This window comes from Leifsonia xyli subsp. cynodontis DSM 46306, assembly GCF_000470775.1.
GTDB classification, from domain to species: Bacteria; Actinomycetota; Actinomycetes; order Actinomycetales; family Microbacteriaceae; genus Leifsonia; species Leifsonia cynodontis.
The window spans coordinates 100065-113228 of the sequence record NC_022438.1 but is presented as its reverse complement, the minus strand read 5'-3'; the positions used below and the strand labels follow the sequence as shown (position 1 = coordinate 113228).

Annotated in this window: 12 protein-coding genes and 3 pseudogenes; 4 read left to right on the top strand and 11 right to left on the bottom strand. The window is 70.5% G+C overall.

Translation table 11 applies throughout. The annotated features are described in order from the left end of the window. Nucleotides 1-51: 51 nt before the first annotated feature. From O159_RS00560 to hemE, 9 genes are all read right to left on the bottom strand, one after another. Nucleotides 52-834: a uroporphyrinogen-III synthase gene (locus O159_RS00560; RefSeq protein ID WP_021753842.1), complete on the bottom strand. Its 783-nt coding sequence runs from the start codon at nt 832-834 to the stop codon at nt 52-54. Then, nucleotides 831-1820 carry a hydroxymethylbilane synthase gene (hemC, locus tag O159_RS00555; protein ID WP_021753841.1) on the bottom strand — a complete coding sequence of 330 codons (990 nt, stop codon included), beginning with the start codon at nt 1818-1820 and terminating at the stop codon, nt 831-833. Before hemC ends, O159_RS00560 begins: the two co-directional genes overlap by 4 nt. Further along, complete coding sequence (locus O159_RS00550; RefSeq protein WP_043993400.1) at nt 1817-3010, bottom strand: ferrochelatase; 1194 nt, start codon at nt 3008-3010, stop codon at nt 1817-1819. Before O159_RS00550 ends, hemC begins: the two co-directional genes overlap by 4 nt. After that, a complete protein-coding gene (gene hemQ, locus O159_RS00545) occupies nt 3007-3735 on the bottom strand; it encodes a hydrogen peroxide-dependent heme synthase (RefSeq protein WP_021753839.1) in 729 nt (242 codons plus the stop codon). Before hemQ ends, O159_RS00550 begins: the two co-directional genes overlap by 4 nt. A gap of 63 nt (nt 3736-3798) precedes the next feature. Further along, nucleotides 3799-4014 carry a DUF3618 domain-containing protein gene (locus O159_RS00540; RefSeq protein ID WP_021753838.1) on the bottom strand — a complete coding sequence of 72 codons (216 nt, stop codon included), beginning with the start codon at nt 4012-4014 and terminating at the stop codon, nt 3799-3801. Next, nucleotides 4004-4414: a phage holin family protein gene (locus tag O159_RS00535; protein ID WP_021753837.1), complete on the bottom strand. Its 411-nt coding sequence runs from the start codon at nt 4412-4414 to the stop codon at nt 4004-4006. Before O159_RS00535 ends, O159_RS00540 begins: the two co-directional genes overlap by 11 nt. A gap of 34 nt (nt 4415-4448) precedes the next feature. Beyond that, a complete protein-coding gene (locus tag O159_RS00530; protein WP_043993399.1) occupies nt 4449-4745 on the bottom strand; it encodes a hypothetical protein in 297 nt (98 codons plus the stop codon). A gap of 3 nt (nt 4746-4748) precedes the next feature. Further along, a complete protein-coding gene (gene hemG / locus O159_RS00525; RefSeq protein WP_043993398.1) occupies nt 4749-6290 on the bottom strand; it encodes a protoporphyrinogen oxidase in 1542 nt (513 codons plus the stop codon). Next, nucleotides 6278-7405, bottom strand: coding sequence for a uroporphyrinogen decarboxylase (gene hemE / locus O159_RS00520; RefSeq protein WP_043993847.1), 1128 nt, complete (start codon nt 7403-7405; stop codon nt 6278-6280). The genes hemG and hemE overlap by 13 nt, the downstream gene beginning before the upstream one ends. 115 nt (nt 7406-7520) lie before the next feature. Between hemE and O159_RS00515 the strand changes: the two genes are divergently transcribed. The 4 genes and pseudogenes from O159_RS00515 to O159_RS00505 all read left to right on the top strand — a co-directional run. Beyond that, nucleotides 7521-8819: a glutamyl-tRNA reductase gene (locus O159_RS00515; RefSeq protein ID WP_043993846.1), complete on the top strand. Its 1299-nt coding sequence runs from the start codon at nt 7521-7523 to the stop codon at nt 8817-8819. Between the two features lie 81 nt (nt 8820-8900). Beyond that, nucleotides 8901-10292 (top strand): glycine--tRNA ligase, encoded by a 1392-nt coding sequence (locus O159_RS00510; RefSeq protein ID WP_021753834.1) that lies wholly within the window; start codon nt 8901-8903, stop codon nt 10290-10292. Between the two features lie 53 nt (nt 10293-10345). Next, nucleotides 10346-10549 carry a hypothetical protein gene (locus O159_RS15390; RefSeq protein ID WP_021753833.1) on the top strand — a complete coding sequence of 68 codons (204 nt, stop codon included), beginning with the start codon at nt 10346-10348 and terminating at the stop codon, nt 10547-10549. A 375-nt stretch (nt 10550-10924) separates the two neighbouring features. After that, a pseudogene (locus O159_RS00505) lies at nt 10925-11998 on the top strand (phosphatidylglycerol lysyltransferase domain-containing protein); the annotation flags it as partial. Nucleotides 11999-12012: 14 nt separating this feature from the next. Here the strand turns inward: O159_RS00505 and O159_RS16965 are convergent. Both O159_RS16965 and O159_RS00500 read right to left on the bottom strand, forming a co-directional pair. Next, nucleotides 12013-12105, bottom strand: a pseudogene (locus O159_RS16965) (IS5/IS1182 family transposase); the annotation flags it as partial. Nucleotides 12106-12157: 52 nt separating this feature from the next. After that, nucleotides 12158-13099, bottom strand: a pseudogene (locus tag O159_RS00500) (IS30-like element ISLxc3 family transposase); the annotation flags it as partial. Nucleotides 13100-13164: the final 65 nt, after the last annotated feature.

The following is a 13164-nucleotide window of genomic DNA, read 5'->3' as shown; positions in this document are numbered from 1 at the left end:
GATGACGGGGTGCAGTTCGCTCACTCGCTCAACCCTACGCCGCGGAAGCGTTCAGCCCGCACGGGAGGCGGCCACCGCCACGACCGCTTCGATCAGCGAGGCGGCGGTGCGCTCCTCGGCCACGACATCCACCCGCAGACCGTAGTCGCGGGCGTCGCGCGCCGTCCGCGGTCCGATGGCCGCGACCAGCGTGGACTCCGGAATGGGGCCGAGCTGCACCTGCACCTGCTCGGCCACCGAACCGCTTGTGACGAGGATCGCCTGCACGAGCCCCTGCCGCACATACGCGACCACGTTCTCCGGCACGGTCACGCCGATCGTGCGGTAGGCCACGACCGAATCGACGTCGTGCCCGATACGGCGCATCCCCTCGGTGAGGAGGGGCTTGGCGATATCGGAACGGAGCGTGAGGATGCGGAGGGGGACCTGGCCCTGGGTGGCGGCTTCCCACTCGGCGAGCAGTCCGAGGGCGGAATTGTCCTCCGCGGGCACGAGATCCATCTTGTAGCCCGCAGCGGTGAGCGCAGCGGCTGTGGTCTCTCCGACGGCGGCGATCCGGGTGCGGGGCGGGACGACCGCGCGGGACGCGCTCAGCACATCCACCGTGGTCGCGCTCGTGATCGTCACCCAATCGAACTCGCCGGCGGCCAGACGTTGCAGGGCCTGCTCCAGAGCGGGGGCGTCGGTTGTCGGCGCGAAGTTGATCATGGCAGCGACGACCGGCGAAGCGCCCATCCCGCGCAGATCCGCCGCGACGGAGTCGCCCCACGGCCCCCCGCGCGGGACCAGCACCCGCCAGCCTGCGAGCGGTTTCGGCACCGATCCCGTCGTCATCGGATGCCCTTCAGCGGAGCCAGATCGGCCGCGCCCGCGATGAGGAGCTCAGCGACGACGCGCTGTCCGACATCGCGGGCGGCCTCGTCCAAGTGGGCCGCGCCGAACGACTCCGGCGTCGCGGCGTGGGACGCGGTGAGCTGCGCGGTGCCGTCGGGCCGGTAGACGGTCGCTGTGAGGAAGAGGAGCCCGTCGTCGATCATGGCAGTCGCGCCGACCGGGGCGGCGCAGCCGGCTTCGAGGCCGGCCAGCACGGCGCGCTCGGCGGTGGTCGCGGCGCGCGTGGTCGCGTGGTCGACGGCGGCGAGCGCGCGGGCGATCGGTCCCCGCCCCCGTTCGTCCCCCTCGCGCACCTCCAGAGCGAGCGCTCCCTGACCGGGAGCGGTCGGCATGACCGACAGGGGGAAGAAGTCGGTGACGGCGTCGAGACGGCCGAGGCGGGTGAGCCCCGCGGCGGCGAGCGCCACAGCGTCCAGGTCCGCCCCGGACACTCGGCCCAGCCGTGTGTCGACATTGCCACGGATGTCCACGATATCGAGGTCGGGGCGCTGCGCCTTGAGCTGAGCCGCCCGGCGGGGCGAACCCGTGCCGATGCGGGCGCCCTCTGGCAGCTCCTCGAAGCGGAGACCATCGCGAGCGCACAGGGTGTCGCGGGCGTCGGCGCGCTTCGGCACCGCGCCGAGCACGAGTCCGGGGGCCGGGGTGGTCGGCAGATCCTTCAGAGAGTGGACGACGAGGTCGCACTCGTCGTTCCGCAGCGCATCCCGCAGCGCGGTCGCGAAGACACCGGTCCCGCCCAGCTCCGAGAGCGATTCGCGCGAGGTGTCGCCGTGGGTGGTGACCGTGACCAGCTGGATATCGAAGCCCGTCGCGCGCGCGACGGCGGTGGCGACGGCCTTCGTCTGGGCGACGGCGAGTGTGCTACCGCGGGTGCCGAGGCGGAGCACTCCCTGCCGCCGCTGCGCTGGGCCGTCGGAGACGATCACGGAGCGAGCCCGGCGACGGCCGGCTTGAAGCCAAGACGGACGTTCTCGCAGCATCCCGGGCGGCACACGTCGTACCAGGGGCCGAGCGTGGTGAGGGAGGGACGCTGAGCGACCGGAAGGCCGTCGCGGCGCTCAAGCACCAGATCTACGAGACCCTTGACGTACTTGGCGTGGGTGCCGGGCGTCGGGACACGGACGGCGAGCAGGCCGTGCTCCTCGCTCGACTCCATCGCCTCGGTGTCGAGGTCCCAGAGGACCTCCATGTGATCGCTCACGAAACCGAGCGGCACGATGATGACGGCCTTGACGCCCAGCTCGGGCAGCTCGGCGATGCGGTCGTTGATGTCGGGTTCGAGCCACGGCATGGAGGGGGGGCCCGAGCGGGACTGGTAGACGAGATCCCAGCCGATCGTGTCGCCGGTCGCCTCGTGCGAGACGATCTCCGCGACCGCGAGGTGCTGAGCCACGTACGCCCCGCCCTCTCCCCAGGGCTCGCCGGAATCGGGCCGCCCGGACGGACCGGACTTGCCAGCGTCCGTCGACGGGATGGAGTGCGTCGAGAACAGGATGCGCACGCCGGTCGCCGGGTCGATCCCCGGCACCCTCTCACGCAGCTCATCGACGGCGTTCTTCACGCCCTCGATGAACGGCTCGACAAAACCGGGGTGGTCGAAGAACTGGCGCACTTTGTCGATCTGGATGCGGCCCTCAAGCCCGGTCTCCTGCAGCACGCGGGCGAAATCCTCGCGGTACTGACGGCAGCTGGAATAGGAGGAGTAGGCGCTGGTCGCGACCGCGATGAGCTTGGTGAACCCGCGCTGGTCCGCCTCCGCGAGGGCGTCCGCGAAGTATGGGTCCCAGTTGCGGTTGCCCCAGAGCACCGGCAGGTCGATGCCGCGCGAGGCGAGCTCCGCCTCCAGCGCCGCTTTGAGCGCGCGGTTCTGGTCGTTGATCGGGCTCACTCCGCCGAAGTGGCGGTAGTGCTGGGCGACCTCTTCGAGGCGCTCGTCGGGGATTCCCCGGCCCCGCGTGACATTGCGGAGGAACGGGATGACATCGTCCTGGCCCTCGGGGCCGCCGAAGCCGGCGAGCAGGATGGCGTCATACGCGACCGGCTCGGTGACGTGCTCGGGGCCGCCGGCCGCGACCGGCGTCGCGCCCAGCACTGGTGGTAGGGCCTCGTCCGTCATCGGAGCACCTCCACGAGCTCGGCCGGCTGGATGCGACGGCCGGTGTAGAAGGGGATCTCCTCGCGCACATGGCGACGGGCGTCCGTGTAGCGCAGTTCGCGCATCACGTCGACGAGTTCGGTGAGCTCGTCGGCTTCCAGCGGCAGAATCCACTCGTAGTCGCCGAGCGCGAAGCTCGCGACGGTGTTCGCGAGCACCCCGCGGAAGGCGGCGCCCTTGCGGCCGTGCTCGGCCAACATCCGGGAGCGATCCTCCTCGGGCAACAGGTACCACTCGTAGCTGCGCACGAACGGGTAGACGCACAGCCAGCCCCTCGGCTCCTCGCCACGGAGGAAACCGGGGACGTGCGAGCGGTTGAACTCGGCGTCCCGATGCACGCCCATCGCGTTCCAGGTGGGCAGCAACGCCACCATCAGGCGGGTGCGGCGCAGCTGGCGCAGCCCCCACTGCAACGTCTCGGCGTCGAGACCGTGCAGCCAGATCATGACATCGGCGTCGGCTCGCAGGCCGGAGACGTCGTAGAAGCCGCGGGTCGTGACACCCTGCCTGTCGAGGTCGGCGACGACGCCCTCGAGCTCCTGAACCGTTTTCGGGACGTCGGCGCCGTCGAGGTCGTCGGGACGCGCCGGGTCGCGGCGCAACACGGCCCAGAGCGCGAACCCTCTCGGGTTTTCGGGGTTCTCTCCGGGGACGGTCGAATCGGGACCGGCAGTCGGGATACTCATAACCACAGTCTCTCTCGCAAACACGGGAAGGCAAAAACGAGCGCGGGCCCAACGCCCGCGCGGTCAGCGCCGCACGAGGGCGACAAGGCCCCAGACGGCGGCGGCCACGGCGATCGCCGCGCCCGCGACGATGCCGGCGAGGGCCAGCGGGTTCTCGCGCCGGAGCATCCGCACGCACTCGGCGGCGCGCTTCGGGACGTTCAGCTTGTATTCGATGGCGTCGAGAGCGGCGGCCAGCTCGGCGCGGGCGCGCTCGACGTCGCTGCGGTCAGTTGTCATACTTGCCCATCCCTCTCAGCGCGTCGGCATCGGATCGGACGCTCGCGATGGTCTCCTTCGGGGCGAGGCCATTCACCCTCTTGAACGACGCGACACCGATCAGCACCAGGATCGCTGCGATCAGGGCCAGAGCGCCGAACACGATGAGCGCAGCCGCCCACGCCGGCAAGACGACAGCGAGGCCGAGCACCCCCGCCGCGACGAGAACTCCGAGCGCGAAGAAAAGAAACACCGGCGCCACGAGGAACAGCCCTATGCCGACACCGGCATATCTCGCCTTCGCTGCGAACTCGGCCTTGAGGTGGTCCACCTCTGCCTTCAGCATGCCGACGACGAGCCCCGGCAGCGCGGCGATCAGCTCACCGAGGGGCTTCTTCCGGGCGTTCCGGCTGTCGATCATCGCATCTCCCTTTTCGGGTCAGGGTCTCGCCGGGTCAGGACGCGCTTGCGCCCCTCGCCGCCTCCGGCTCGGCGATCGGCGAACGCGCCTCGCGCCGTCGCTCGTTCGCGCGGACGACGACCTTCTTGATCGCGACGAACACGGCCTCCGGCGCCTCGCACGCCTTCTCCGCCACGAAGTCCTCGACCGCGTGGACCCGCTTCTGCACCGAAGGCGACTCCCACACTCTGGTCGCGGCGGCCTTCATCTGGTCATACCGTTTCCGTCCGGCCCGCGCGCCGAGCACATAGCCGACGGCCGCTCCCGCGACGAACAGGATCTTTCCGCCCATCCTTCATCCCTCCCTGTCCTCGGTCAGCGCTTTCCAGCGTAGACCCCGTGCCCGCTCGGCAGCCCGGCGGGCGTCTGGGACGACGGACGCGAGCCCGGTCCCGGCCAGCCAGGAGCCGGTCACCTCGAGACCCTCGACGCTCCCGACCCCGTCGCGGACGCGCTGGATACGCTCCCGCTGCCCCACTGTCGCATAAGGAAGAGCGTTCGTCCAGCGAATCCGGGTGAATGCGTCCACATCGGATGCCGCAAGGGGAATATTGAGGAGGGCGGAGACGTCCGAGAGCGCGATCTCCCGGAGGCGCTGGTCGCTCAGCTCGCGGGTCCCTGGCTGGCCCGCCCGGCCGTACGACAGGCGGACGACGTGACGGCCGCCCCCTGCGGCCTCCGCGACCCACGCCCACTTGGTGCTCGCATGCGTCAGGGCTTTGGCGGCGACGCCGGAGCCGGGGGCGTCGCCGACAAGCACGCCCGTCCCCCTGGGCGCCTCGGCGAGAGCGGGAGCGGTGAGCACGAGGGTGACCAGTTCGACGCTCGACGCCGGAGGCCAGTCGAGGCCGGCCAGACCGGCGAGCGACGGGGATGCCGTGGGGAGCAGCGCGAGCGCAGCGGGCGCGGGCGCGGCCATCACCACGACATCCGCGTCGATGGCCGTCCCATCGGCCAGGCGGAGGGTCCAGCGGGCGGGGCGGCGTCCGCCGTCCGATTCGGGATGCGCGGCCCCGGCGGGGGCTGGCGTCTCGGGCGCGGCCCACGGCGCGATCGCGGTGACGGCGGCGGTGGTGCGAACGCTGCCCCCGCGCGCGCGGATGTCGGCGGCGAGCGCGGCAGGGAGCCGCCACATCCCGCCGCGGAGTCCCTGCACAGCGCTGCCCGCCTTCGCCTGCGACCGCAGTTCGCCGACGGCTCCGGAGAGCGAGCCGAGGCGGGTCAGGGCGGCGTTGAGACCGGGGGCCGCGACGTCGATGTCCAGGTCGTCCGGCGCGGCCGAGTAGACACCGGTGACGACGGGGACGACCAATTCGTCCAACACTTTCGCGCCCATCCGCTTCCGCACGAGCGTTCCCAGCCGGCGCTCCTGCCCGATTGTGAGCACCGGCAGCAGCCGGTCGAGGGAGGCGCGAAGGGCGCCGCCCCAGCCGATGGCGGCCACCACATCGGTCGCGAGCGGAGAGCTCGGGATGCCGAGCAGCCCGGCCTTCGGCAGCGGAACGCTCTTGGTGCCGGTGCGCACCCACGCGCCCACCGGGTTCGGCGAGACGATCTCCCCGGCCAGGCCCAGCGCATCGAGGAGCTCGGCGACGTGGCCGCCGCGGGTCGCGAAACTCTCCGCGCCGGCGTCGAGCGTCATCCCGTCGAGTTCGAGCGGTGCGACGGAACCGCCGATGCGGTCCGCCGCCTCCAGCACGACCACCTCGAAACCGGGTCGCGCACACTCGCGCGCCGCGACGAGACCGGCCACACCGCCGCCGACCACGGCGATCCGGGTCGGCTCGGCCTCGAGGGCCTGCCGGATCTCCCCGCCGAGACCGGTCACACGCGCCACCCATGCACCAGCTCGACCAGGCGGGTGAGCACGGCAGGGTCGGTCTCCGGAGGGACGCCGTGGCCGAGGTTGAAGACGTGCGCCGGCGCGTCGCGGCCACGGTCGAGCACATCGAGCGCATGGCCCGAGAGCACCTCCCAGGGGGCGGCGAGCATCGCCGGATCGGCATTGCCCTGGAGCGGCACGACATGCTCCAGCCGGCGGCTCGCCTCGTCCAGCGGCGTGCGGTAGTCGACGCCGATCGCGTCCGCGCCGGCCTCGTGCATCGCGGGGAGGAGCTCTCCGGTGCCCACGCCGAAGTGGACGATCGGCACAGAGCGCAGGACGGCCTCGGCGTCCGGGTCCGCCGACGGGACCGTGTACGTGAGATCGCGGACGTGGGAGAGCGCCCGGGCGGACGCCGGGGCGGCATGCTCGGCGTAGTCGCGGAGCGAGAGCGACCCCGCCCAGGAGTCGAAGAGCTGCGCAGCGCTCGCCCCGGCCAGCACCTGTGCGCGAAGGAAGGCGCCGGAGAGGTCGGCGGTCCAGTCCATCAGACGGGCCCAGGCGCCCGGGTCGGCGTGCATCAGGGTCCGGGCCCGGAGGTGGTCTTTCGACGGGCCGCCCTCCACCAGATACGCGGCCAGAGTGAACGGCGCACCGGCGAAACCGATCAAGGGGGTTTCATCCAGTTCGGCGGTCGTCAGCCGCACGGCCTCCTGGATCGCGGCGAACGCGTCCGCGGCGAGCGCCGCCGGGTCCACGGCGGTCAGACGTCCGACATCGGCGGGCGTCCGAACAGCCCGCTCGAAGACGGGGCCCCTGCCCGGCTGGATCTCGACCCCGACACCCGCGAGCTTCAGCGGCACGACGATATCGCTGAAGAAGATCCCCGCATCCACACCGTGACGGCGCACCGGCTGCAGGGTGATCTCGCTCGCCATCGCCGGATCGAGGCAGGCGTCCAGCATCCGGGTGCCCACGCGAAGGTCGCGGTATTCGGACAGCGAACGCCCGGCCTGGCGCATGAACCACACCGGCGTCACCTCCTGCCGTTCGCCCTGGTAGGAGCGGACGAGGCGGCTGGCGTGGGTGCGGCCTGCGGCGAGCGGGTGGGTCGGATCGAGGGTGGTCACGATCACGATTCTGCCAGGTCCCCGCCGGCCGATGCCCGGGAATCCGCACAGCCGGCCGAAAGGACCGGACCCGGCCGATTCGAAGAACGCACGCGGCGAGCGTAGGCTGCACACCGTGCTTCTCTGCTTCTCGTCAAGCCACCGCACAGCGGCCTTCGATCTCCTGGACCGGCTCGAGCGCAATGCTCCGGCCGTCGCAGCCGCGCTCGCGGAGCACAGCGAACTCGTGACCGGCTCGGTGGTGCTCGCCACCTGCAACCGCTTCGAGGCCTACCTCGACATCGACGAGCCGCTCCCGGCGGCACGCGCGGTGTCCGCTGAGGCCGTGATCGCCACCGTGGGCGACGCCGCCGGGATCGACGCGGACCTGCTGCGCTCCTCCAGCAGAGTGTACTGCGACGATGCGGCGGCAGAGCACCTGTTCTCCGTGTCGAGCGGACTCGACTCCGTGGTCGTCGGCGAGGGGGAGATCGCGGGCCAGGTGCGCCGCGCGCTCACCACGGCGCGCCGGGCTGGCACGGTGAGCCACGACCTGGAGCGGCTGTTCCAGGTCGCGTCCCGGACCTCGCGCGGCGTGAAGAACCGCACCGGCATCACGACCGCCGGCCGCTCGATCGTCCGCCTCGCGCTGGATCTGGCGGAGAGCCGGGTGAGAGACTGGTCCCGGATACGCGTGCTGCTCATCGGAACCGGGAAATACGCGGGCGCGAGCCTGGCTGCCCTGCGCGAGCGCGGCGTCGCCGACGTGCAGGTCCACTCCCCCTCCGGCCGCGCCGAGAAGTTCGCGCTCTCCCACGGGGTGAGCGCCGTCCCGGCCGGCGGTCTCAACGCAGCGCTCGCCCGCGCCCACCTCATCGTCACCTGCACCACCGTGCGCGATTACGCGCTGACTCCCGGGCATTTCGAGCAGGCGCGGCAACAGGACGGCATCGAACGCCGGCTCGTCATCGACCTCGGGCTGCCCCGCAACGTCGACTCCGCCGTCGCCGGGCTGCCGGGCGTCGAACTGCTGGATCTGGAGACCATCAGCATCCACGCGCCGCTCGAGGAGCTGAACGCCGCCGACGACGCCCGCGAGATCGTCGGCGCCGCCGCCGCCGAGTTCGCCGCCCAGACCACAGAGCAGGCGGTCAAACCCGCCCTGATCGCACTGCGCAAGCATGTCTTCGACATCCTCGACGCGGAGATCGCCCGCGCCCGCATGCGCGGCGACTCGAGCGAGCAGACCGAGACGGCGCTCCGGCACCTGGCGGGGGTCCTCCTGCACACCCCGTCCGTGCGCGCCCGCGAGCTCGCCCGGGCGGGAGACGCACAAAGGTTCGCGGACGCGGCCGAAGCCATCTTCGGCCTCCGGATCGAAGAAGCGCCCGTCCGCCCGCGGCTCATCACAGTGGACCGGGTCGCCGCCTCCTGAGCCCCTCGCCGCCTTCAGTAGGATAGTCGGGGACTCTGCCCCCCTCCCCCGATCCCACCCCGCACCGAAACAGGAGCACCTATGGCCGCCGCACCGTCGAGACTGGATTCCGTCATCACGCTGGCGCAGCACCGCGGGTTCGTGTTCCCCTCCGGCGACATCTACGGCGGCACGCGCTCCGCATGGGACTACGGCCCCCTCGGCGTCGAGCTGAAGGAGAACATCAAGCGCGAGTGGTGGAACTCGTTCGTCCGGGGCCGCGGCGACATGGTCGGCCTCGACTCGGCGATCATCCTGCCCACGGCGGTGTGGGAGGCCTCCGGGCACGTCAAGGTCTTCAGCGACCCGCTGACCGAGTCGCTGATCACGCACAAGCGCTACCGGGCCGACCACCTGTTCGAAGCCTACGAGGCGCAGCACGGCCACCCGCCCGCGAACGGCCTGGACGACATCGCCGACCCCGACCACCCGGACAAAGTCGGTCAGTGGACGCCGATCCGGCAGTTCTCCGGCCTGATGAAGACCTACCTCGGCGTGGTGGACGATGAATCCGGCCTGCACTACATGCGCCCGGAGACGGCGCAGGGCATCTTCACCGATTTCGCCTCCGTGCTACAGACCTCGCGCAAGAAGCCGCCGTTCGGCATCGGCCAGATCGGCAAGGCGTTCCGCAACGAGATCACGCCCGGCAATTTCATCTTCCGCACCCGCGAGTTCGAGCAGATGGAGATCGAGTTCTTCGTCGAACCGGGCACGGACGAGGAGTGGTTCGACACCTGGATCGACCTCAGCTGGGACTGGTTCACCGGACTGGGGATCAACCCCGAGAACATCCGCCGGTTCGAACACCCGACCGACAAGCTGGCACACTACTCCAAACGGACCATCGACATCGAGTACAAGTTCGAGTTCGCCGGCTCCGAGTGGGGCGAGCTGATGGGCGTGGCCAACCGCACCGACTACGACCTGAAGACGCACATCGAGAACTCCGGCAAAGACCTCAGCTACTTCGACCAGAACAAGAACGAGCGCTACGTGCCGTTCGTGATCGAGCCGTCGTTCGGCCTGACCCGCGCGCTGATGGCGTTCCTGGTGGACGCCTACGACGAGGAGCAGGTGCCGAACGCGAAGGGCGGCACGGACAAGCGCACGGTTCTCCGCCTCGACCCGCGACTGGCCCCCGTCAAGGTCGCGGTCCTCCCGCTCTCCCGCAACGAGGCGCTTTCGCCGCTCGCCCGCGGTCTCGCAGACAGGCTGCGACAGCGCCGCAATGTCGACTTCGACGACTCCGGCGCGATCGGCCGCCGCTACCGCCGCCAGGACGAGATCGGCACGCCGCTCGCCGTGACGGTCGACTTCGACTCGCTCGACGACGACGCCGTGACCGTGCGCGACCGCGACTCGATGAAGCAGGAGCGCATCCCGCTCGCGGGTCTCGACCGCTACCTCGCGGAGCGCCTCCGCGAGGTCTGACCCTCCGGCAGCGCGCCGGCCCACGAGGGTGGGGCCACCGCAACGGAGACAGGATGAGCACGGTCCCCAGCACACCGACCTCGACGCCCCCGGCCCCGCCCACCCCGCGGCGGACGCCGGCAGCGACGGTCACGCTGCGCCGATACGCCCGCACGGCCCCGGCGAGCATCGCGCTCGCGGGCGTCCTCCTGAGCACAAGCGTCGCGACAGGGACGCTGTGGAGCACAGCCACGACGCAGGGGGGAGCGCCGCTGTAGGCGGCCGGGGTGGGCACGACGATCCACGCCGGGCGCTGGTGGACGCCGGCGACGGCCTTGTTCGTCCCGGAGAACGCCGTTCAGACGGTGGTGTCGATCACGACGGCGCTGATCCTGCTGGCGACCGCCGAGCGGCTGCTCGGGACGGCCCGGGCGACGCTCGCCTTCCTGGTCACCGGCGTCCTGGGGATCGCACTCGGCGTCCTCGGGCAGTGGTCCGCGGCCAACACCGGCGAGTTGCTGACACACACGACGGAGTCCGGCGTCACACTCGACCCGACCGTCGGGATCGTCGGCGCACTCATCGCGGCCAGCGCCTTCGCGAACACGCTCTGGCGGCGGCGCATCCGACTGCTGACCTTCGCGTTCATTCTGATGCTGGCGCTCTACAACAGCGACCAGAACAATGTCTACCGGCTGATCGCCGCCCTGCTCGGTCTGGCGCTCGGCGCGATCCTGCGGGGCGGACGCATCCAGCGGATACGGCGCAGCTCCCACGGCGAGACGCGCACCCTCGTCGCCGCTCTCATCGGCCTCACCGCCCTCGGGCCGCTCGCCGCGCTGCTGCCGCCGGGCGGCTTCGGATCGTTCTCCTTCATCGCGGCGCAGGGCTTCGGCCCGGCACTGCTCAGCCTGCTCCCGCTGGCGCTGCTGCTCGTGACCGCGATCGGTCTGCGCCGCGGCCGGCACTTCGCGCTCCTGCTCGGCATCGTGGTCGACATCGCCCTGATCGTGCTGCCGTTCGCGGCGATCCCGGGCGGGAGACTCTCCGCCGACATCGACGGATACGCGGCGCTCGCCCCGGTGGCCGCAGTGCTGCTCTGGCTGTTCGCGGTCCTTCTGCCGCCGCTCGCCTCCCTCGTGCTGCTGATCGCCACCCGGCGGCAGTTCCAGATCCGGGCTCCGCGGGACGCCGTGGTGCGGTTCACCCTCCTGAGCGTCATTTCGTTCGCGCTGCTGGCCGTGGCGTACCTCGTGGCCGGGCTCGCAACACTGAGCTCGTATGTGCCGGAGGCCGGGCTCGGCGATGTCTTCGCCTCCATGCTGCGCCGCTTCGTGCCCGCCGGTTTGGAGTCCGCGCTCGGGCCGGTCGTCGTGCCGACCGCTCCGATCGTGCTGTCGCTCTCCCACTGGGTGGGCCCGGTGTTCTGGTCCGTCTTCGTCCTCGGCGTCCTGCGGCTCTACCGCGCCACCTCGACCGGGCGCACCGCCGGAGACGAGCTGCGCTTCCGCGAGCTGCTCCGCTGGGGCGGGGGCGGGACGCTCGGTTTCCGGGGGACCTGGCCGGGAAACGTGTACTGGTTCTCGGAAGAGGGGGATGCGGCGATCGCCTACCGAGTGATCGACGGGGTCGCGATCACGCTCTCCGATCCGGTCTGCCGCCCCGAGCACGCCGAGCGAGCGATCATCGACTTCGTCGCGTTCTGCGACGCGAACAGCTGGACGCCCGCGTTCTACAGCAGGCGGATTCTAGTGGTCGTTGCAACACGACGATTAGCTGGTAGGTAGTTTAGCGAGGCGCTGGGCTGGGGTTTCCCAGCCGAGCGTTTTGCGTGGGCGGGTGTTGAGTTCGTGTGCGACTCGGGCAAGGTCCGCGGGCGAGTGCTGTGAGAGGTCGGTGCCCTTCGGGAAGTACTGCCTCAGCAACCCGTTCGTGTTCTCGTTAGAACCGCGCTGCCAGGGCGAGGCTGGGTCGCAGAAGTAGACGTCCATGTCGGTGGCGATCGTGAACGTCTTGTGGGCGGCCATCTCCGCACCCTGGTCCCAGGTCAGCGACTTCTTCAGTTCGGCCGGCAGGCCGCTCATCGTCCGAATGAGGCCATCGCGGACGGTCTCGGCAGCGTGGTCGGTCGGGAGGTGGACGAGCATCACGAACCTGGTGGTTCGCTCGACGAGGGTGCCGATCGCGCTGGCGTGGTCAGCGCCGATGATGAGATCGCCTTCCCAATGCCCTGGAACAGCACGATCAGCGACCTCAGCGGGGCGCTCGGAGATCATGAGCATCGGGTCGACGAACCGCGAACGACGTGCGTTGGTTCCCCGGTTCGGTCGGCGACGTGCGCGCCCGGTACGCAGCGCTGTCGCGAGATCACGGCGCAGCTGGCCGCGTCCTTGGAGATAGAGCGTCTGGTAGATCGTCTCGGTCGCCACTCGCATCCCAACGTCGTCCGGGAACTGACGGATCAGGGCTCGAGTGATCTGCTCGGGAGCCCACCGCAACGCCAGCTTCGACTCAACGAAAGCACGCAACCGCAGCTCTGTCACCAGTCTTCGCGGCTTTGGCCGTGGGCGACGCTTCGCCGAGTAGCGATGTGCTGCGAAGGGGTGATAGATCCCGGTCGAGGACCGGTTCCGGGAGATTTCCCGACTGATCGTGGATGGCGACCGCCGCAGCTGGGCGGCGATGCTCCGCAGTGACAACCCATCGCGGAGGAGATCCCGGATCTGCTCACGTTCCTCCAGCGAAAGGAACCGCGGATCGAGCTTCCTCTCCAGCTGAAAGATCGCCGCCGGCGAGATTGTCTCGGTGCCGTCAAGAAACGTCGTCATACCTGTTTTGTAATCGACGACCCGACCATCTGGGTAATAGCGGCGATGAGCGGTCTTCCGGACAC